This is a genomic window from Pseudomonas sp. PDM14, assembly GCF_014851905.1.
Taxonomy (GTDB): domain Bacteria; phylum Pseudomonadota; class Gammaproteobacteria; order Pseudomonadales; family Pseudomonadaceae; genus Aquipseudomonas.
Genome location: NZ_JACVAQ010000002.1, coordinates 763,047 through 782,952 on the forward strand (window position 1 = coordinate 763,047; position 19,906 = coordinate 782,952).

The window sequence follows — 19,906 nt, forward strand, 5'->3', positions numbered from 1 at the left end:
ATCTTCTGGCGTCGATGGAATCCTATAAAAATGAGCAAGACCATCCGCATTGGCTGCGCCTCCGCCTTCTGGGGCGACACCTCCACTGCTGCCGCGCAGCTGGTGCGCGGCACCGAGCTGGACTACCTGGTGTTCGACTACCTGGCCGAGATCACCATGTCGATCATGGCCGGAGCGAAAATGAAGAAGCCGGACGAAGGCTTCGCCACCGATTTCATCGACGTGCTCGCCCCGCTGCTGCAGGACATTGCCGCCAAGAACATCCGCGTCATCAGCAACGCCGGCGGGGTCAACCCGCAGGCCTGCGCGGCTGCCCTGAGCGCCGCCTGCGCCAAGGCTGGTGTCGACCTGAAGATCGCCGTGCTGCATGGCGACAACCTGCAACCCAAGCTCGGCGAACTGGCCAAGGCCGGTACCACCGAGATGTTCAGTGGCGCGCCGCTGCCGCCCATGTGCGTATCGGTCAACGCCTACCTCGGCGCGCCGGGCATCGTCGAGGCGCTGAAACTCGGCGCCGATATCGTCATTACTGGCCGCGTGGTCGACAGCGCGGTGGTCAGCGCCGCGCTGGTGCATGAATTCAACTGGAGCTGGAACGACTACGACAAGCTGGCCCAGGCCGCCCTCGCCGGCCACATCATCGAATGCGGCGCGCAGTGCACCGGCGGCAACTTCACCGACTGGCGCGACGTGCCGGACTACGAGCACATCGGCTTCCCGGTGGTGGAAGTCAGCGCCGACGCAAGCTTCATCGTCGCCAAGCCGGCAGGCAGCGGCGGCCTGGTCACGCCGTTCACCGTCGGCGAGCAGATGCTCTATGAAATCGGCGACCCACGCGCCTACTACCTGCCCGACGTGATCTGCGATTTCACCCAGGTCAGCCTGAGCCAGGCCGGCCAGGATCAGGTTCTCGTGCAGGGCGCCAAGGGCCTGCCGCCGACCGATCAGTACAAGGTCAGCGCCACCTATCCGGAAGGCTTCCGCTGCACCGCCAGCTGCCTGATCGCCGGCATCGACGCGGTGGCCAAGGCCGAGCGCGTCAGCCAGGCGATCATCGCCAAGACCGAGGAAATCTTCGCCGAGCGCGGCTGGGGGCCCTACCGCGAAGTGCACATCGAGCTGCTCGGCAGCGAAGCCACCTACGGCCCGCACGGGCAACGGCAGGACACCCGCGAAGTGGTGATCAAGCTGGCAGTGCGCCACGCCAAGAAGGAAGCGCTGATCCTGTTCTCCCGCGAGATCGCCCAGGCCGCCACCGGCATGGCGCCGGGGCTGACCGGCATCGTCGGCGGGCGGCCGACCGTGTACCCGGTGATCCGTCTGTTCAGCTTCCTCACCGACAAGCGCAACTGCAGCCTGGAGGTGAGCCTCGGCGAGCAGCGCCAGCCGGTCGCCCTGCCGAAGCTGGGCGCCTTCGATCCACGGCAACTGGCCGTCGCCAGCGAACCACCACAACCCCAGGGCGAAGCCGATGCCAGCGTGCCACTGATCAAGCTGGCCGTGGCGCGCTCCGGCGACAAGGGCAACCACAGCAACATCGGCGTGATGGCGCGCAAGCCCGAGTACCTGCCGTGGATCGCCGAGGCATTGAGCAAGGAAGCGCTGGTCGACTGGATGAGCCATGTGCTCGACCCACAGACCGGGCGCGTCGAGCGCTGGTATCTGCCGGGCAGCCAAAGCCTCAACTTCCTGCTGGAGAACGCCCTGGGCGGCGGCGGCGTGGCCAGCCTGCGTATCGACCCGCAGGGCAAGGCCTTCGCCCAGCAGCTGCTGGAGCTCCCGGTGTCGGTGCCCAGCGCATTGGCCAAGACTTTGTAGAGTGGATTGATTGTTCCCGCGTTGATCGTTCCCACGTTCCGCGTGGGAACGCAGGCAGCGACGCTCTGCGTCGCATGGGACGCAGAGCGTCCCCGGAGCGGTTCCCGCGCAGAGCGTGGGAACCATCGAACAGATAGAGCCGAAGGACAACAACAATGAGCTACGACTCAGTCTTCAAACCCGGCCTGTTCGCCGGCCAGACCATCCTGGTCACCGGCGGCGGCAGCGGCATCGGCCGCTGTGTGGCCCACGAGCTGGCCCACCTCGGCGCCCATGTGGTGCTGGTCGGGCGCAAGCTGGAGAAACTGGAAAAGACCGCCGGCGAAATCGCCGAAGACGGTGGCAGCGCCAGCTTCGCCGTGTGCGATATCCGCGAGGAAGAAGCGGTCAAGGCGATGGTCAAGACGGTGATCGCCGAGCGCGGGCCGATCCACCACCTGGTCAACAACGCCGGTGGCCAGTTCCCCGCGCCGCTGGTGTCGATCAACCAGAAAGGCTTCGAGACCGTGGTGCGCACCAACCTGGTCGGCGGCTTCCTGATCGCCCGCGAAGTGTTCAGCCAGAGCATGAGCAAGACCGGCGGCAGCATCGTCAACATGCTCGCCGACATGTGGGGCGGCATGCCCGGCATGGGCCACTCCGGTGCCGCCCGCGCCGGCATGGAGAACTTCACCAAAACCGCCGCCTACGAGTGGGGCCACGCCGGCGTGCGGGTCAATGCCGTGGCGCCGGGCTGGATCGCCTCCAGCGGCATGGACACCTATCCCGAGTCGATGAAGAACATGATCCGCAACCTCAAGGATCACGTGCCGCTGCAGCGCATCGGCACCGAGTCGGAGGTGGCCGCGGCCATCGTCTTCCTGCTCTCCCCCGGCGCCAACTTCATCAGCGGTAACACCATCCGCATCGACGGCGCGGCCAGCCAGGGCACCCGTGCCTGGACCCTGGGCAAGGCGAAAAACAGCGAGTCCTACAACGGCTTTCATCGCGCCTACGTGCCCGATGTACTGAAAGACCAGGGAGAGTGATGCGATGCCGGTGATCCAATCCGAACTCGACGTCCACGGCGACAGCTTCGCGCAGAACCGCGAGGCCATGCTGGCAACCATCGCCAGCTTCCGCGACGTCGAACAGAAGGTCCTCGACAAGGCCGCCGAGGCCAAACCCAAGTTCATCAAGCGCGGCCAGTTGCTGCCGCGCGAGCGCATCAACCTGCTGCTCGACTCCGGGGCGCCGTTCCTCGAGTTGGCCTCGCTGGCCGGCTACAAGCTGCACGACGACAAGGACGGCACCCAGGCCGGCGGCGGCATCATCGCCGGCATCGGCTACGTGGCCGGCGTGCGCTGCCTGGTGATTGCCAACAACAGCGCGATCAAGGGCGGCACCATCTCGCCCACCGGGCTGAAGAAATCCCTGCGCCTGCAGCAGATCGCCGTGGAAAACAAACTGCCGGTAATCACCCTGGCCGAAAGCGGCGGCGCCAACCTCAACTACGCCGCCGACATCTTCGTCGAAGGCGCCCGTGGCTTCGCCAACCAGGCGCGGATGTCGGCCATGGGCCTGCCGCAGATCACCGTGGTACACGGCTCCAGCACCGCCGGCGGCGCCTACCAGCCGGGCCTCTCCGACTACGTGGTGGTGGTGCGCGGCAAGGCCAAGATGTTCCTCGCCGGCCCGCCCCTGCTGAAAGCTGCCACCGGTGAAGTGGCCACCGACGAGGAACTGGGTGGCGCCGAAATGCACGCCCAGGTCGCCGGCACCGCCGAATACCTGGCCGAAAACGACGCCGATGGCGTGCGCATCGCCCGCGAAGTCGCCGGCCTGCTGCCGTGGAACGCGCAGCTGCCAGCGCGCCCGGCCAAGGCTTATAGCGAGCCGCTGTACCCGGCCGAGGAGCTACTCGGCATCGTCCCGGCCGACGCCAAGAAGCCCTACGACGTGCGCGAAATCATCGCGCGCATCGCCGACGGCTCGGCCTTCCTCGACTTCAAGAACGAGTTCGACAGCCAGACCGTCTGCGGCCACCTGGCCATCGAAGGCCAGCCCTGCGGCTTTATCGGCAACAACGGGCCGATCACCCCGCGCGGCGCGGCCAAGGCAGCGCAGTTCATCCAGCTGTGCGAGCAGAGCAACACGCCGATCCTGTTCTTCCACAACACCACCGGCTTCATGGTCGGCACCGAATCGGAACAGAACGGCGTGATCAAGCACGGTTCCAAGCTGATCCAGGCGGTGGCCAATTGCACGGTGCCGAAGCTGACCATCGTCGTCGGCGGCTCCTACGGCGCCGGCAACTACGCCATGTGCGGCCGTGGCCTCGACCCGCGCTTCATCTTCGCCTGGCCCAACAGCAAGACCGCCGTGATGGGCGGCGCCCAGGCCGGCAAGGTGCTGCGCATCGTCACCGAGGACAAGCACCGCAAGGAAGGCAAAGAGGCCGACCCGAAGATGCTCGACATGCTGGAAATGGCCACCGCGCAGAAGCTCGACAGCCAGTCCACCGCGCTCTACGGCACCGCCAGCCTGTGGGACGACGGCCTGATTGACCCGCGTGACACGCGCAAGCTGCTCGGCTTCCTGCTGGATATTTGCGCAGAAGCCGCAGTACGCCCCCTCAAATCCAACTCGTTCGGCGTCGCCCGCCTGTAACCCTTCGGAGAACAATAAAAATGATCTTCACCCAAGAACACGAAGAGCTTCGCCGCACCGTCCGCAACTTCGTCGACAAGGAAATCAACCCGCACGTCGACGAGTGGGAGAAAGCCGGCAAATTCCCCATGCACGAGATCTTCAAGAAGGCCGGCGACCTCGGCCTGCTGGGCATCTCCAAGCCGGAGAAATTCGGCGGCATGGGCCTGGACTACAGCTACTCGGTGGTCGCCGCCGAAGAGTTCGGCACCATCCACTGCGGCGGCATCCCCATGTCCATCGGCGTGCAGACCGACATGTGCACCCCGGCCCTGGCGCGCTTCGGCTCCGATGAGCTGCGCGAGGAGTTCCTGCGTCCCGCCATCGCCGGCGACATGGTTGGCTGCATCGGCGTCTCCGAAGTCGGCGCTGGCTCCGACGTCGCCGGCCTGAAGACCACCGCGCGCAAGGACGGCGACGACTACGTGATCAACGGCAGCAAGATGTGGATCACCAACTCCCCGTCTGCCGACTTCATCTGCCTGCTGGCCAACACCAGCGACGACAAGCCCCACGTCAACAAGTCGCTGATCGTGGTGCCGATGAACACCCCAGGCATCACCTTGAGCCCGCACCTGGACAAGCTCGGCATGCGCAGCTCGGAAACCGCCCAGGTGTTCTTCGACAACGTGCGCGTACCGCAGCGCAACCGCATCGGCCACGAAGGCGCTGGTTTCATGATGCAGATGCTGCAGTTCCAGGAAGAACGCATGTTCGGCGCGGCCAACATGATCAAGGGCCTGGAGTATTGCGTCGACAGCACCATCGAGTACTGCAAGCAACGCCACACCTTCGGCCAGCCGCTGATCGACAACCAGGTCATCCACTTCCGCATGGCCGAACTGCAGAGCGAGATCGAGGCCCTGCGCGCCCTCGTCTACCACGCCACCGAGCTGTACATCAAAGGCCGCGACGTGACCAAGCTGGCCTCCATGGCCAAGCTCAAGGCCGGCCGCCTGGGCCGCGAAGTCACCGACAGCTGCCTGCAGTACTGGGGCGGCATGGGCTTCATGTGGGACAACCCGGTGTCGCGCGCCTACCGCGACGTGCGCCTGGTCTCCATCGGCGGCGGCGCCGACGAAATCATGCTGGGCATCATCTGCAAGCTGATGGGCACCCTGCCCGGCAAAAAGAAATAACTTCGCCGATGGTTCCCACTTCGAGGCGTCGAACCGACTGCGTGGGAACCCAGAACGGGACGCTCCGCGTCCCAGCGGCGCAGAGCACCGCACAGCGCATTCCCATGCAGAGCGTGGGAACGATCACGAGGAGCCTGTGATGGCTGAACTACCGAATACGCAAACCCTGCTGCTGGAGCAGGTCGAGGGCGTGCTCTACGTCACCCTCAACCGCCCGGAAAGCCGCAACGCCATGAGCCTGGCGATGGTCGAGGAACTGCGCGCCGTGCTGCGCGCGGTGCGCGTCGACCTGAACGTGCGCGCCCTGGTGCTGCGCGGCGCCGACGGCCACTTCTGCGCCGGCGGCGATATCAAGGACATGGCCGGTGCCAGAGCCCGCGGCAGCGACGCCTACCGCGAGCTGAACCGCGCCTTCGGCAGCCTGCTGGAGGAAGCCCAGTGCGCACCGCAGGTGCTGGTCGCCGTACTGGAAGGCGCAGTGCTCGGCGGCGGCTTTGGCCTGGCCTGCGTCTCCGACATCGCCATCGCCCACCAGGGCGCCAAGTTCGGCCTGCCGGAAACCAGCCTGGGCATTCTGCCGGCGCAGATCGCGCCGTTCGTGGTCAAGCGCATCGGCCTAACCCAGGCCCGTCGTCTGGCCCTGACTGCCGCCCGCTTCGACGGTGCCGAGGCCTTGCGCCTGGGCCTGGTGCACTTCAGCGAAGCCGACGACCAGGCCGTGGTCGACCGCCTCGCCGAATGCCTGCAGCAGATACGTCAGTGCGCACCGGGCGCCAATGCGGCGACCAAGGCGCTGCTGCTGGCCACCGAAACGGAGAACCTCGGCAGCCTGCTCGACCACGCCGCCGGCCAGTTCGCCGAAGCGGTGCTGGGCAGCGAAGGCGCGGAAGGCACCATGGCCTTCGTGCAGAAGCGCAAGCCGAAGTGGGCTGAGTGACTCAGGCACACACGAACAACTCCCTCTCCCGCCGGGAGAGGGCTGGGGTGAGGGGAAGACCGCACGGGCTGAACCATCCCTCACCCCTGGCCCCTCTCCCAACGGGAGAGGGGAACAAATCGAGCGGTTTGAACGGCAGGAGTAAAAAAACAACATGGCTGCATTCAACAAGATTCTGATCGCCAACCGTGGCGAGATCGCCTGCCGGGTGATGCGCACCGCGCAAGACCTAGGCTACCGCACCGTGGCGGTGTACTCCGCAGCCGACGCCGGTGCACGCCATGTGCAGCTGGCCGACGAGGCCGTGTGCATCGGCCCGGCGCAGGTCAACCAGTCGTACCTGGTGATCGACAACATCATCGCCGCGGCACAGAAGACCGGCGCCGATGCGATCCACCCGGGCTACGGTTTTCTCTCCGAGAACGCCGACTTTGCCCGCGCCTGTGAAGCCGCCGGCATCGTATTCATCGGCCCGACCGTGGAAGCCATCCACCTGATGGGCAGCAAGCGCCTGTCCAAGATCGCCATGCTCGATGCGGGCGTACCCTGCATCCCCGGCTACGAAGGCGCCGCCCAGGACGACGAGACCCTGAGCCGGGAGGCAGCGCGCATTGGCTACCCGCTGATGATCAAGGCCAGCGCCGGTGGTGGTGGCCGTGGCATGCGCCTGGTGCATGAATCGAGCGAGCTGCTGGCGCAGATCCGTACCGCCCGCTCCGAAGCGCAGAACGCCTTCGGCTCCGGCGAGCTGATTCTCGAGCGCGCAGTGATTCGCCCGCGCCATGTGGAAATCCAGGTATTCGGCGACCAGCACGGCAACATCGTCTATCTGGGCGAACGCGACTGCTCGGTGCAGCGCCGCCACCAGAAAGTGGTCGAGGAAGCGCCCTGCCCGGTAATGACGCCGGAGCTGCGTAAAGCCATGGGCGAAGCGGCGGTGAAGGCGGCGGCCTCGGTCAACTACGTTGGCGCCGGCACCGTGGAATTTCTCCTCGACCAGAGCGGCGAATTCTTCTTCCTGGAAATGAACACCCGCCTGCAGGTCGAGCACCCGGTCACCGAACTGATCACCGGACAAGACCTGGTCGCCTGGCAGATCCGCGCCGCCGAAGGCCAGCCGCTGCCGCTCAAGCAGGACGAAATCCGCCTCACCGGCCACGCCATGGAAGTGCGTCTGTACGCCGAGGATTCGGCGCACAACTTCCTGCCGCAAACCGGCGAAGTACTGCGCTGGGAACCGGCGCTGCTCGATGGCATCCGCATCGACCACGGCCTGGTCGAAGGCCAGGCCATCACCCCGTTCTACGACCCGATGCTGGCCAAGGTCATCGCCTACGGCGCCACCCGCGACGAGGCCCGGCGCAAGCTCGCGCGTGCGGTCGAAGACTGCGTGCTACTCGGCGTCAACGGCAACCAACGCTTCCTCGCCAACCTGCTCAAGAATCCCGAGTTCGCCGCTGGTCACGCCACTACCGCCTTTATCGGCGAACACTTCGCCGACGACCCGAGCCTGACGCCACAAGCCCCGGCTGCCGCCGAGCTGGCGACTGCCGCCGCCCTGCTCTACCAGGCCTCGGCCAATGGCCGCGCCCACCAGGGCGGCCTGGCCGGCTGGCGTAACAGCAGCGGCGCGCCCTGGAGCTTCGTGCTCAAGCAGGGCGAGCAGAAACACGCGGTCGAGCTGCAGGTGCTGGAGTCCGGCGTACAGCCGCTGCTGCGTGCGCAAATCGGCGAGGCTCAGGTCGAACTGCGCCTGCTGGCCAGCGATGGCCGCTGGGCCAGCCTGGAGCTGGACGGCATCCGCCAGCGCCGCGCCTATCACCTGGCCGGCGAGCGCGTCTGGCTATATGGCCACGGCGGCAATCTGGAGCTCAGCGACGTCACCCACGAACCGGCCGGCGGGCAGAACGCCGCCAGCTCCGGCACGGTCAAGGCGCCGATGGATGGCGCCATAGTCGAGGTGCTGGTGACCGAGGGCGAACGCGTCAGCAAGGGCCAACTGTTGGTGGTGCTGGAAGCGATGAAGATGGAGCACCCGCTCAAGGCCGGCATCGACGGCGTGATCCGCCGCGTTGGCGTGAGCCAGGGCGACCAGGTGAAGAATCGCCAGCTGCTGGTGGAGGTCGAAGCCGCGGAAGCTCAATGAGGTAGGACAGGTGAGCGCCGCATACACCCGCGCGGCGCTCACCCACCCTACGCACTAAAAACCCGTTTGATCGTTCCCGCGCTCCGCGTGGGAATGCAGGCCGCGACGCTCTGCGTCACATGGGACGCAGAGCGTCGCCCAAGGGGTTCCCACGCAGGAGCGTGGGAACCATCGCCATATCAGCAAGAACAATGAATAACGGAGCCCCGCTATGTCCCTGCAAGGCAAAACCCTGTTCATCACCGGCGCCAGCCGCGGCATCGGCCGCGAGATCGCCCTCAAGGCCGCTGCCGATGGCGCCAACATCGTCATCGCCGCCAAAAGCGCCGAGGCCCACGCCAAGCTGCCGGGCACCATTCATTCGGTGGCCGCTGAAGTCGAAGCCGCCGGTGGCAAGGCCCTGGCCCTGCAACTGGACGTGCGTGACGAAGCCGCTGTGAAGGCCGCCATGGCCCGCGCCGCCGAACACTTCGGTGGCATCGACGTGCTGATCAACAACGCCGGGGCGATCAAACTGCTCGGCGTCGAACAGTTGGAGCCCAAGCGCTTCGACCTGATGTTCCAGATCAACACCCGCGCGGTGATGGTTTGCAGCCAGGCGGCCCTGCCCTACCTGAAGAAAAGCAGCAACGGCCATATCCTCAGCCTGTCGCCACCGCTGAACATCGACCCGAAATGGTTCGCCCAGTACGGCCCCTACACTTCGACCAAGTACGGCATGAGCATGCTCACGCTGGGCATGAGCGAGGAATTCAAGAAGTACGGCATCAGCGCCAACGCACTGTGGCCGAAAACCATGATCGCCACCGCCGCCATCGAGTTCGAACTGGGCAGCCGCGACGCCTTCAAGCGCGCGCGCACCCCGGCGATCATGGCTGACGCGGCGCACCTGATCCTCTCCAGCCAGGGCCGCAGCATCAGTGGGCGCCTGTTGATCGACGAAGACATCCTGCGTGAGCACGGCCAGACCGAGTTCGAGCACTACCGCTTCGATGCCGATGGCGGCAGCCTGGTCCCGGACCTGTTCGTCGACTAAAGATAGATTCACCCTCGCGCCGCGCCGATCGAGACGGCACCTCGCCACCCAGCCCCGTTGCGGTGGCTGGGCGCTACTCGTTCAGTTGCGAAACTTGAACTGCAGCTCGGCGCCTTGCACCGAGTCATCACCGGCCTGCTCGTTGGTGAGAATCCGCCCGTTAAGCTCGAACGGGCTGACCTCCGGGGTTTTGTCGACGAACATCGGCGGCAGCACCGGTTGCTCGTTGAGCACCTCACTCGGTTTGATCTCCTCGACCAGCTCTTTGGGCAACCGCAGATCCAGCTTGGCCGGCGGCAGAACCACGTCCTTGGCGGGTTTGGGCTTGCTGAGTTTAGGCTTTGGCGTGCTGGCGATGGCTTTCTGTTCCTCCGCCGGCTTTGGCTTTTCGGCGTCCGCCGCCTGCTTAGCGGCCTCGCCCTTGGGCGTCTCGGCCTTGCTTGGCGCTGGCGTGGCAGGTTGCACCGCGGGAGGCTTCGGCGTTGGTGGCGCCTTCGGTGCGGGCGGGTCGTCGCAGGCCACGAGCAGGCCGGCAAGTGCTAATGGAGCAAATAAGCGAAACGATTTCATAGCGGTAGAACGGTAAACATGAGTCTTTATGCTCGCCCGTGTTCCGCCATCTGGCAAGCCGCGGGGCGTGTCGCGAGGTTTCATTCAGCGCCAGGCCTGCAGGGGAGAAGCGTCCAGCCGCTGCCACTGGCCGGCACGCGGCAGCTCGTGAGGCGGCAGCCAGAGCGTCCCGCGCGCCTCCAGCGGCGTAGCGCAGAGCCTCAGCAGATCGGCCAGGGCGATGCGCCGCAGCTCGCCGGCGTCCTCTTCGTTTTCCCAGTCATAGGTGAAGCTGCGCACCTCGATGCCCTGGGCGTCGAAGCCCTCAAACACGGGCATGCAGCCGATATGGCTACCACCATCGCGCCAGCTTCGCTCATGGGTATCGAGCAACAGTAGGTGCCATTGGTCGGTATCTGCCGGCTGGCTGGCTGACAGGCGGTCGACGAAGCGGGTCAGCGCCAGGTAGCGTCCGTCCGCCGACCAGATCATCGACGGGCCGAGGTTGTCCAGCGCCAGGCCCGAGGCGGTCAACAGGCAGCCACCCCGGCGCGGAAAGCCCTCACGCAGGTAGCTGTCGCAGTACTCGCTCTGCGTACCGAACAACCAGGCGGCATCGTGCCCCGTTGGTGCGGGCAACACGAAATCGCCCTCGGCGTTGGCCACCTGCGGCCGGCCGACCAGGCGCCAGCGCGGCAATGGCTGCAACGCCTGCTCGGTGATGCGCAGTGTCAGGGACTCGTAGTACAGCCGCGAATCCGCGCGGTATTCGACAAAGCGTGCGGCACGCTCGGCAGCAGGCGCGGCCTGATCGTAACGCCGCAGCGGCGTGCTTTGCTCGTCCTCGCCCAGACGCCCGAGGATGTGCAACAGGCTCAGCTCGCCAGCACGCAGGTCCACCAGCCGCGCCACCAGCAACGCGCGCGGCAGGCACAACAGGGTGCGCTGCAGGGTATCCGCCACGCAGACCTGAGCCGACACCCCCGGCGAATCGGCGAACGCCACCAGCGCCAGGTAACGCCCACACTCGGACACCCGGTGATCGAGCAGCCAGTCGCCGTCGAGCACCCAGCCACCGATCCGGCAGGTATAGGCGCCGAGCCGGCCACTCAGGTTGTCGCGCTGCCAGGTGAAGGTCGCCCGCACGCCCTCACCCAGCGGCTCGGACAACACCGTGGCGGCCCCACGGCGCGCTTCGGCCACCAGCGGCAGGCTGAGTTGCACGCGGCTGCGGCGATACTCGCCAACCTGCAGGCGGCCCTGGGCGCTATGGCCGATGGCGACCTCCACATCGCTCGGTGTGCTGTGCAGCGCATAGCCGAAACCGATGTGGTCGGGGTACGGATGATCGACCGTGCCCTCCACGATCATCGCCTGCTCGGTGAGCGCACTCGCCTGTTCCCAGAACAGCGACGGCTCGTCTTCGGCCTCGCTCCACGGTTTGGCCAGCACACGCCAGCCCTGCCCGGCTTGCCACAACCAGTACGCGCATGGCCAACGGGTCTGCGCCTGCAACGCAGTCACCCGGCACACCAGCGCCTGGCCATCGGCGCGCCAGATGACCGGTTCGCTGGCGTCGATCAGCAGGTCGCTGAGCGCGTCATCCATCTGCAAGCGATAAGCCGGATAACGCAGCGGCAGCGTCGGATCAGCCAGCGCACGCAGCGACTCGGGAACGTAACGCCTGGCGAGCAAACGATGCCCGCCCTGCGGTGCCGGGAAACGGCGCTGTTCGGGGGCGCCCGCATCGATCCAGCCGGGCTCGAGCCACAGGTCGCCTGTCGCCTCCAGCTGCACGGCATTGGCCGGATCGAGCAGATCGGCCAGCGGCATGCGATAGCGCTGGTTGTCCACCAGTGGACTGCAACGGCCAGTGAGCGCCTCGTCGGTGAACGCGTCGAGCTCCCAGAATTCGTTGAGCTGCGCGTGGCGATAAACCTTGCGCGTCTGCCGATCAAGAATCAGCAGGCCCCAGCCATCACGCCCCGGCAAGGGCGCGGCGAAATAGCGGCCGTTATCGGAAAAGCGCACCGATGAACCGAGGCCGCTGAGCAGCACGCCATCGGGAAACAGGTAGGTGCCATAGGTCGGCCCGCCCATGCACAGCTCGCCCCAGTCGAAGGTGCGCACCGCCTCGCCCTCGGGCGTGAGCAGGTCGTCACCGGACCAGGCGCTGGCCCCTGCTGGCAGATCATGGTTCACCGCCTCGGGCTTGAGCGGCGACTTGGCCAGGCCCAGACGCCTCTCATAGGTGGCCGCCGAGGCCAGCCCCACGAACAGCAGCAGGACCGCCAGCGGCACGCCCCACCACGCGGTAATCCAGCTACCCAGGGCAATGCACAGGCCGATGATCACGGCGGTCAGCAGCCAGCTCAGACCAGCGGCAAATTGCTTCCAGCCCAGCTTGGCGCTACCACCGACCAGCACCACCAACAGCGCGAGAATGCCCAGCCCGTAATACGGCGCGAGCATGGCAACGCCGGCAATCGGCGCCACCAGCTTGACCAGCTCCCAGACCAGGCGCAGCAACAGCCGGTGCATCGGTTGCTGATCCTCATCCACGGTCGGGCTGTTCGGTTCGGCGGGCATGGCGCGGCATTCCTTGCGCAGGGAAAGCCGCAGTCTACCCGCCGCCCGCGAGCACTACCGCGAACTGCCCGTGCTTTGCTGCTCGAGCTGGCGCAGCTCGGCGGTTACGTCCTGCTGTGGGAATGCCTGCTTCGCCGCCTCCAGCTGGCGCTCGGCAGCCTCATGCTGACCATCACGGCGCAACTGCAACACGCTGAGCAGCCGCTGGTGCAGCGAGGCGTCTTCGGCCAGTTTCTGCTGGCCCTCTACCCTGCCCGCCACCGTGGCCTCTGCCTGGGCTTCGGCCTTGGACCTGGCCGACGCGGCAGCCTTTTCCTTCGCGGCGGCAAACGCCTGGTCCGCTGTCGGCACCATCTCCTGCGCGGGGCTGCCGGCAGCATCGGCCAGCGCCTCAACGGACGGTGCTGGCGCCGGCTTTGCTGCAGGCGCCTGAAGCGCCATGCGCGGTGCAGCCGAGTAGGCCGCACTGGCATCGACGCTTTCCGCCAGGGCCGTCGGTTGCTCGGTTTTCTTCGCGGCAATCTCGGCGGACTGCTTGCGCGCCTCGGCCATCGCCGGCGTGCTTTCACGGGCCAGCGGCGCGGGTGCCTGGGCCGCCATCGGTGCCGGTGCGTCGTACAGCGCCGGGGCCTGTTCCTGGGTGCGCCAGGTCAGGCTCAGGCCGATGCCGACGATGGCCAGGCTGGCGAAGGCGGCCGACCAGCGCGTGCGCCCGCCGGAGCCGAACAGCCAGGCATGCAGGCGTTGTGACCAATCGGGCTTGGCCGCCTGAGGCGCCACGGCATCGTGCGCCGCGGCAAGAATCAGCGCATCGAGGGCCGCCGATGGCTCGCCTTGGCTGTGCTGGCGAAAGTGCTGCAGGAGCGCGTCGTCCTGCTGCGAATCATGGGGGTGGTGGCTCATGCGGATACCTCCTCGGCCGAAGCCGGATCGGCCAGCAGCCGACGCAACTTGTTCAACGCATAACGCAGACGACTCTTCACGGTTTCCGCCGGCGTCTGCGTGAGCTCGGCAATCTCGTGCAGTTCCAGGTCGCCATGGGCGCGCAGCAGGAACACCTCGCGCTGTTCCTCGGGCAGATCGGCCAGGGCCGCCTGCAGGCGCTCCTGGTCACGACTGAGCAGCAGCTGTTGCTCGGGGCCGGGCCCCGGGTCGGCGCTGGCATGCTGCTGCTCGTCGTACTCATCGAGCTTTCCCTGGTGGCGACCGGACTTGCGCCAGTGGTCGATCAGGCGGTTGCGCGCGATCTGGTACAGCCAGGTCTTGAACAGCACGGCTTCGCGCTGTTCGCTGGCACTGCGGATCAGGCTCATCCAGGTGTCCTGGAACACTTCCTCGGCCAGCGCGTGATCACCACACAGGCCCAGCAGGAAACGAAACAGGCCGAGGCGATGGCGTTCGTAGAGTTGCGCGAACGCCGCCGCCTCGCCGTTGCGATAACGCCGCAGCAGTGCGGCGTCATCGTCCCTCAAGGGTTGGTTCAATTAGTCGGCCCTGACTTGAACGTTTTGCGCAGTGTGCAGGCTTTGTGCAAGCTCCACCAGTTGCACGAACTCGGCGCGCAGCCCGTAGCGGTCCTCGCCCTTGGCCGCACGAGCCAGGGCCGCACTGTCGGCCAGGCCGAACGCGCCGGTATAGCGACCATCCTTGAGCTGCTGGGCGAAGGCGGCGACGGCGGCGGCGAAACGCAGGTCTTCGCTGGCCTCGGCGATTGGTGTGATCCGCGCGCTGGCCTCGATCGGCACCTCGACCAGCTTGCTGCTGCCGCCCTGCGGCGCCTTGTAGCGCAGGCGCAGCCAGGCCAGTTCGCCCGCCTTGCCCTCGCCCTTCACCGCCGGCGCATAGCGCAGCGGCTCCAGCCAGCCCTTGGCGCCGACGGGGACGATCTCGTACAGCGCGGTCACGGTATGCCCGGCACCGATCTCGCCGGCGTCGACCTTGTCGTTGCTGAAATCCTCGCGTTTTAGGGCGCGGTTCTCGTAGCCCAGCAGGCGGTACTCGCTGACCTCGGCCGGGTTGAACTCGACCTGGATCTTCACGTCCTTGGCGACCACGGCCAGGGTCGAGCTGAGCTGTTCGACCAGCACCTTGCGTGCCTCGCGCAGGTTGTCGATGTAGGCATAGTTGCCGTCGCCGGCATCGGCCAGTTGCTCCATCAACTGCTCGTTGTAGTTATCGGTGCCAAAGCCCAGGGTGGTCAGGGAAACCCCGCTCTTGCGCTTGTCGGCAGCCAGTTGCTTGAGGGTTTCGAAGTCGCTGATGCCAACGTTGAAGTCACCATCGGTGGCCAGCAGGATGCGGTTGATGCCCTTGTCGACCAGGCCCTGCTGCGCCTGCTGATAAGCCAGCTGGATGCCGGACTCGCCCGCCGTAGAGCCGCCTGCGGTGAGCTGGTCGATGGCCGCGCGAATCTTGGCCTTCTCGCTGCCGGCCGTGGACTCGAGCACCACCCGCGCATCGCCGGCATAGGTGACCAGCGCCACACGATCCTGCGGGCGCAGCTGGTCGACCAGCAGCTTGAGCGTGCCTTGCACCATCGGCAGGCCCTCGCGGCGGTCCATCGAGCCGGACACGTCGACCAGGAACACCAGGTTGGCCGGCGGCAACTCGGCCACCTGCATGTCGGCCGCCTTGATCGCGATACGCAGCAGACGACTCTGCGGATTCCACGGCGAGGCGGCCAGCTCGGTGCCGACGCCGAACGGTGTGTTGCCGGTGGGCTGCGGGTAGGCATAGGGGAAGTAGTTGACCAGCTCCTCCAGGCGCACCGCGTCCTGCGGCGGCAGGCTGCCGCTGTTGAGGAAGCGGCGCACGTTGGCATAGCTGCCGGTGTCGACATCGACGCTGAAGGTCGAGACCGGTTGCTCGGCCACGGCGTGCACGGGATTGTCGGCGACCTTCTGGTACTGCTCGCGGTAAACATCCTGGTAACCCTGGACACTGTCGACCATCGGCGCCGGCGCGATCATCGGCATGCTCTGCGGCGCCATCTTGCGCAGCTCGACAGCGCCGGCAACGCTGGCGGCTTCGCTGCGTTGAGGCGCGCTGTAGGCGGCACTGGCATCCAGCGCTTCGTGCTGCTGTTCGTGCAGCACCATGGGTTCGGCCGGCTTGGCGGTGGCCTTGGCGGGTGCCTCGCTCTCGGCCACGCTGCAGGCCGTCAGGGCGATGGCCAAGCCGGCAGTGAAACCGGCGAGCAGTGGTTGGCGAATCAAGGTAGTGAGGTCGGACATGGCGGCGGTCTCCTGGGGCGAAAGGTCCATTCGCTCAGGTAGACGGGGCCGCCGTCCGATCCGGGTTAAGCCGGCGTGAAAAATCCGCCGGCTCCAGGGCCATGGCTCAAGCAGGCGGGTTGGCCGCCTCCTGGCAGAGCTGCCCGGCGAGCATGCCGAGGGTCATGATCGCCCGCTCGGCCTCGCGGTTCCACGGGATGCCGCAGGTCAGGCGCAGGCAGTGGTTGAACTGCTCGGTGTTGCTGAAGATCAGTCCCGGCGCGATGCTGATGCCCTGCTGCAACGCGCGGGTATGCAGGTCCTTGACGCTGATCCGCCCCGGCAGGCTGACCCAGAGGATGAAGCCGCCATTGGGCCGGGTCATCTGCGTGCCTTCCGGAAAGTGCTGCTGCACCGCCAACTGGTAGGCGGTCATGTTCTTGCGGTACTCCTGGCGAATGGTGCGCAGCTGGCGGTCGTAGCCGCCGTTCTCCAAGTAGGCCGCCACCCCCATCTGCGTGACGCTGCAGGCCGAGTGGGTGCTGAACGTCTGCAGGCGCACCACTTCCTCCTGGTGCCGCCCGGCGATGATCCAGCCAATGCGCACACCCGGCGAAATGGTTTTCGAGAAGCTCGAGCAATACACCACCTGGTCGTCGTGGTCGTAGGCCTTGAGCGCCTTGATCCGGCCTGGCTCGAACAGCAGCTCGCCGTAGATATCGTCCTCGATGACCTGGATGCCGTAGTCCGCGGTCAGCTTGAGCAACTGCTTCTGGCGCTCCTCGGGAATGCTGCCGCCCATGGGGTTGCTCAGGCGCGACGTCAGTACCAGCGCCTTGATCGGCCACTGGTTGGCCGCCAGCTGCAGCGCTTCGACACTCATCCCGGTAGACGGATCGCAGGGAATCTCGATGACCTTGAGACCCAGCAGCTCGGCCAGTTGCAGCAAGCCGTAGTAGGTCGGCGATTCGGTGGCGATCAGATCACCGGGCTTGGTCATCACCCGCAACGCCATGTGGATCGCGTCCACACAGCCGTGGGTGATCACCACTTCCGAGGGGTCGACCACCACACCGGCATCGCGCATGCGGATCGCAACCTGCCGGCGCAACGGCTCGAAGCCGGGGCTGAACATGTAGCTGAATGCGCGCGGGCTGTGGAAACGGGTGACCTTGGCCAGTTGCTGATGCAAGGCGCGCACGGGCAAGTAGTCCACATGCGGCACCGCGGCGCCCAGCGGGAACACGCCTTCCTGGCGCGAGTCGGTGAGCACCTGGTTGATGATGCTGCTGCGGGTGACCAGGCCAGGGCGCTCGACACGCGCAATGTCTGGCGTCGATGCCGTCAGCGCGGCAGTCTGGTGCACATAGAAGCCCGACTGCGGGCGCGCGCGGATCAGACCCTGGTCTTCCAGATTGGCATAGGCCTGCAGGACGGTCGCGTGGCTGACATTGAGCTGCGAGCTCATCTTGCGCACCGACGGCACGCGCTCACCGGGCTGGTAGACGCCACGGCGGATGTCTTCAGCGAGTTGCTGAGCGATGCGTTGATAGAGCAGCAGATTGGTCATGGCGTACAGTCCTTGGCGATCCCACCAGAACAGTAGCCGAGTTATTGAAAATTGCACCCATACAGTTCGCACAGGTGGCTACAGTACAGTTATACATCAACACTGAATAAGCGAAATTGTTCTGGTATTACTCGGTCATCCTGCTTCTTCAGTGCAAAAAAAGCCCCGGTACCGTGCGGTAACCGGGGCTCCCTTGAACTGTATCGGTCAGCGGTCAGCGCCCAGCTTGCCCTGTTCATCCGAGAAGACGATCTCCACCCGCCGGTTCTTCGCCCGACCACGGCTGGAAGCGTTATCAGCCACCGGGAACGCTTCGCCATGCCCTTCCACGGTGATGCGCTTGGGGTCGATGCCCAGGTCGATCAGTACGTCGGCTACGGTCTGCGCACGGGCGCGTGACAGGTCGAGATTCTCCTTGGCATCACCGCGGCCATCGCTGTAGCCCTCGATGCGCACCACGCGCCGCGGGTTGATCTGCAGGAACTGCACGAGCTTGAGCACGGTGCGATTGGCCGAGGTTTTCAGCTCGGCACGACCAGCGTCGAACAACACATCACCGAGGGTCATCACCAGGCCGCGATCGGTTTCTGCCGCCGCCAGGCTGACCATCTGCTCCTCCAGCCACTTTCCTTGCTGCTGAACGCTGAGCAGCTTGGCTTCGCGCAGGGCCAGCTGCAGCCGCTCACGCTCCAGATCCAGGCGCGCTGCGCGTTCCTGATTTAGCTTCAGTTCACTGTGCTGGGCGGCGATCTCGCTGTACCGCTGGCTAAGGTAGGCGAAATGCGCGACGTCGTCGCTACTGCCCCAGTAACTGGACAACCGCTGCGCCCGGGCGAGCGACTCGCCCGCGCGAATCACATCCTTCGGCGCACTGCGCAGCACGTCGGGGTTTTCCTTCACTTTCTGGAACTGCGCTTCGCTGTCCGCGAGGATCTGCTCGCTCTCCTGGCTGGCACAACCGCCAAGCACCAGCAGCAAGGCGGTGGCGCCAAGGTATGTGTACAGGCTCACTGCAGATCCCCCAGTTGCTTGCGCAAACGCGTGATCCGCGTGTTCAGTTCTTCCAATTGCTTCTGACTTTTCAGCGTCAGCACCTTGGCTTCGGCCAGCCGCGCATCGAGCTCGGCTTGCTCGGCGAATATGCGCGCTCGCTTGAAGTCTTCCTCGCCCATGTTCTTTTCCGCACGCGCCAACTTGGCTTCGGCCAGCTGCATTTCCGCAATCTGCTCGTCGGCACCCACGGCCTTGGCTTGGGCCACGGCCTGGGTGGTCAGGCGCATTTGCTCGGTCGGTGCCGGGTCATTGGCACAGCCGGCCAATGCCAGCGCGACCAGAACGGCGCAGGGGATTCGCATCTTCACTGAAATTTCCTACTCACTCGGCGGGACACTGACGGGTTGCAACTGCTGCTCTTTCCAACGCAGCAGGTCGCGCTGCAGGAGGGAGTCCGGCAGCCCGGAAGCGGTCAATTCTGTCATTTTTTTCGCGAGCTGTCCGCGCAGCCAGGGCTCATTGCAGGCGGAGTTGTGCGACACCGCCAGATACAGACCTTCGCTGGAAATCGGCGGTTCGAGTGCTTCCAGGTCATCCATCAGGCCCAGGGTGTCGACCACCGCCAAACCCGGGTAGCGCTCGTACAGGACGTAGTCGGTACGCCCAAGGAGCAGTTTCTGGAATGCCTGGGTCACGGCAGGCACGCTTTCCAGGCTCAGATTGGCCTTGGCAAAGGCATCGAACTGCTGGCCGAAGCTGTTGTTCACCAGGGTGCCACCGGTATGCCCACGCAGGTCATCCCAGCCGTTGTAGGTGAACGCCTGCCCCTTGCGCACCCAGACCACGCTCGGCGTCAGGTAAACGGCCGGGTGCACGTAATCCATGCTGTCCAGGCGGCTCAGCGTCAGAAATGCTCCTGCGACCAGGTCGACGCGCCCGGTGCGCACCTCGTCCTGCGCCCGCGACCAGGGGCCGGTGTAGATCACCTCGATCTTGACCCCGATGTCTTCACCGATGCGCTTGAGCAGGTCGGCATTGGCGCCAATCAGTTGCTGCGGATTCTGCGGATCACGCCACAGGTAGGGCGGGTATTCCGGATTGCCGGTCGCCACCAGGCGTTCACACTTGCTCGCTGCCTGGGCCGAAAACGGCATCAGGACCAACACCAGCAGCAACAGTGACGACGTGGAAAACAGCTGAACGCGCATGGGCGGTATCCCGACTTGAAG

The 19,906-nt window shown here is 65.8% G+C and carries 16 protein-coding genes; 7 read left to right on the forward strand and 9 right to left on the reverse strand.

Features of this window, described 5'->3' with window-relative positions; genetic code table 11:
• The first annotated feature begins 30 nt into the window (after positions 1 to 30).
• The 7 genes from IB229_RS16205 to IB229_RS16235 all read left to right on the forward strand — a co-directional run bounded on the left by IB229_RS16205 (position 31) and on the right by IB229_RS16235 (position 9,764).
• Positions 31 to 1,818: an acyclic terpene utilization AtuA family protein gene (locus IB229_RS16205; protein ID WP_192330812.1), complete on the forward strand. Its 1,788-nt coding sequence runs from the start codon at positions 31 to 33 to the stop codon at positions 1,816 to 1,818.
• A gap of 155 nt (positions 1,819 to 1,973) precedes the next feature.
• A complete protein-coding gene (locus tag IB229_RS16210) occupies positions 1,974 to 2,846 on the forward strand; it encodes an SDR family oxidoreductase (protein ID WP_192330814.1) in 873 nt (290 codons plus the stop codon).
• A gap of 4 nt (positions 2,847 to 2,850) precedes the next feature.
• The gene (gene atuC, locus IB229_RS16215; protein ID WP_192330816.1) at positions 2,851 to 4,467 is read left to right on the forward strand and encodes a geranyl-CoA carboxylase subunit beta; all 1,617 of its coding nucleotides are present in this window, start codon (positions 2,851 to 2,853) and stop codon (positions 4,465 to 4,467) included.
• A 20-nt stretch (positions 4,468 to 4,487) separates the two neighbouring features.
• Positions 4,488 to 5,645: a citronellyl-CoA dehydrogenase gene (atuD, locus tag IB229_RS16220; protein ID WP_192330818.1), complete on the forward strand. Its 1,158-nt coding sequence runs from the start codon at positions 4,488 to 4,490 to the stop codon at positions 5,643 to 5,645.
• Between the two features lie 139 nt (positions 5,646 to 5,784).
• The gene (locus IB229_RS16225) at positions 5,785 to 6,582 is read left to right on the forward strand and encodes an enoyl-CoA hydratase/isomerase family protein (protein ID WP_192330820.1); all 798 of its coding nucleotides are present in this window, start codon (positions 5,785 to 5,787) and stop codon (positions 6,580 to 6,582) included.
• Positions 6,583 to 6,736: 154 nt separating this feature from the next.
• Positions 6,737 to 8,728: a geranyl-CoA carboxylase subunit apha gene (atuF, locus tag IB229_RS16230; protein ID WP_192330822.1), complete on the forward strand. Its 1,992-nt coding sequence runs from the start codon at positions 6,737 to 6,739 to the stop codon at positions 8,726 to 8,728.
• A 211-nt stretch (positions 8,729 to 8,939) separates the two neighbouring features.
• A complete protein-coding gene (locus IB229_RS16235; protein ID WP_192330824.1) occupies positions 8,940 to 9,764 on the forward strand; it encodes an SDR family oxidoreductase in 825 nt (274 codons plus the stop codon).
• Between the two features lie 81 nt (positions 9,765 to 9,845).
• Here the strand turns inward: IB229_RS16235 and IB229_RS16240 are convergent, their stop codons facing one another.
• The 9 genes from IB229_RS16240 to IB229_RS16280 form a co-directional block, all read right to left on the reverse strand.
• Positions 9,846 to 10,418 carry a hypothetical protein gene (locus IB229_RS16240; protein WP_192330827.1) on the reverse strand — a complete coding sequence of 191 codons (573 nt, stop codon included), beginning with the start codon at positions 10,416 to 10,418 and terminating at the stop codon, positions 9,846 to 9,848.
• Entirely contained in the window at positions 10,419 to 12,902 is a 2,484-nt protein-coding gene (locus IB229_RS16245) for a hypothetical protein (protein WP_192330828.1), read from the reverse strand.
• 54 nt (positions 12,903 to 12,956) lie between these two features.
• A complete protein-coding gene (locus IB229_RS16250; protein WP_192330830.1) occupies positions 12,957 to 13,805 on the reverse strand; it encodes a hypothetical protein in 849 nt (282 codons plus the stop codon).
• On the reverse strand, positions 13,802 to 14,386 hold the full coding sequence (locus tag IB229_RS16255) for an RNA polymerase sigma factor (protein WP_192330838.1): 585 nt from the start codon (positions 14,384 to 14,386) through the stop codon (positions 13,802 to 13,804). Before IB229_RS16255 ends, IB229_RS16250 begins: the two co-directional genes overlap by 4 nt.
• Entirely contained in the window at positions 14,387 to 16,135 is a 1,749-nt protein-coding gene (locus IB229_RS16260) for a vWA domain-containing protein (RefSeq protein WP_192330840.1), read from the reverse strand.
• A gap of 106 nt (positions 16,136 to 16,241) precedes the next feature.
• Positions 16,242 to 17,684: a PLP-dependent aminotransferase family protein gene (locus tag IB229_RS16265; protein ID WP_192330842.1), complete on the reverse strand. Its 1,443-nt coding sequence runs from the start codon at positions 17,682 to 17,684 to the stop codon at positions 16,242 to 16,244.
• A gap of 207 nt (positions 17,685 to 17,891) precedes the next feature.
• A complete protein-coding gene (locus IB229_RS16270; protein WP_192330844.1) occupies positions 17,892 to 18,695 on the reverse strand; it encodes an OmpA family protein in 804 nt (267 codons plus the stop codon).
• Complete coding sequence (locus IB229_RS16275; protein WP_192331596.1) at positions 18,692 to 19,039, reverse strand: DUF4398 domain-containing protein; 348 nt, start codon at positions 19,037 to 19,039, stop codon at positions 18,692 to 18,694. Before IB229_RS16275 ends, IB229_RS16270 begins: the two co-directional genes overlap by 4 nt.
• A 15-nt stretch (positions 19,040 to 19,054) precedes the next feature.
• Entirely contained in the window at positions 19,055 to 19,885 is an 831-nt protein-coding gene (locus IB229_RS16280; RefSeq protein ID WP_192330846.1) for a substrate-binding periplasmic protein, read from the reverse strand.
• Positions 19,886 to 19,906 lie beyond the last annotated feature (21 nt).

What these genes read in the sequence shown, in the direction of transcription:
- atuD (WP_192330818.1), top strand. Translation starts at nt 4,488, where the DNA reads ATGATCTTCACCCAAGAACACGAAGAGCTTCGCCGCACCGTCCGCAAC.
- IB229_RS16240 (WP_192330827.1), bottom strand. Translation starts at nt 10,418, where the DNA reads ATGAAACCTCGCGACACGCCCCGCGGCTTGCCAGATGGCGGAACACGG.
- IB229_RS16250 (WP_192330830.1), bottom strand. Translation starts at nt 13,805, where the DNA reads ATGAGCCACCACCCCCATGATTCGCAGCAGGACGACGCGCTCCTGCAG.
- IB229_RS16205 (WP_192330812.1), top strand. Translation starts at nt 31, where the DNA reads ATGAGCAAGACCATCCGCATTGGCTGCGCCTCCGCCTTCTGGGGCGAC.
- IB229_RS16265 (WP_192330842.1), bottom strand. Translation starts at nt 17,684, where the DNA reads ATGACCAATCTGCTGCTCTATCAACGCATCGCTCAGCAACTCGCTGAA.
- atuF (WP_192330822.1), top strand. Translation starts at nt 6,737, where the DNA reads ATGGCTGCATTCAACAAGATTCTGATCGCCAACCGTGGCGAGATCGCC.
- IB229_RS16275 (WP_192331596.1), bottom strand. Translation starts at nt 19,039, where the DNA reads ATGCGAATCCCCTGCGCCGTTCTGGTCGCGCTGGCATTGGCCGGCTGT.
- IB229_RS16280 (WP_192330846.1), bottom strand. Translation starts at nt 19,885, where the DNA reads ATGCGCGTTCAGCTGTTTTCCACGTCGTCACTGTTGCTGCTGGTGTTG.
- IB229_RS16235 (WP_192330824.1), top strand. Translation starts at nt 8,940, where the DNA reads ATGTCCCTGCAAGGCAAAACCCTGTTCATCACCGGCGCCAGCCGCGGC.
- IB229_RS16260 (WP_192330840.1), bottom strand. Translation starts at nt 16,135, where the DNA reads ATGTCCGACCTCACTACCTTGATTCGCCAACCACTGCTCGCCGGTTTC.
- IB229_RS16225 (WP_192330820.1), top strand. Translation starts at nt 5,785, where the DNA reads ATGGCTGAACTACCGAATACGCAAACCCTGCTGCTGGAGCAGGTCGAG.
- IB229_RS16210 (WP_192330814.1), top strand. Translation starts at nt 1,974, where the DNA reads ATGAGCTACGACTCAGTCTTCAAACCCGGCCTGTTCGCCGGCCAGACC.
- atuC (WP_192330816.1), top strand. Translation starts at nt 2,851, where the DNA reads ATGCCGGTGATCCAATCCGAACTCGACGTCCACGGCGACAGCTTCGCG.
- IB229_RS16245 (WP_192330828.1), bottom strand. Translation starts at nt 12,902, where the DNA reads ATGCCCGCCGAACCGAACAGCCCGACCGTGGATGAGGATCAGCAACCG.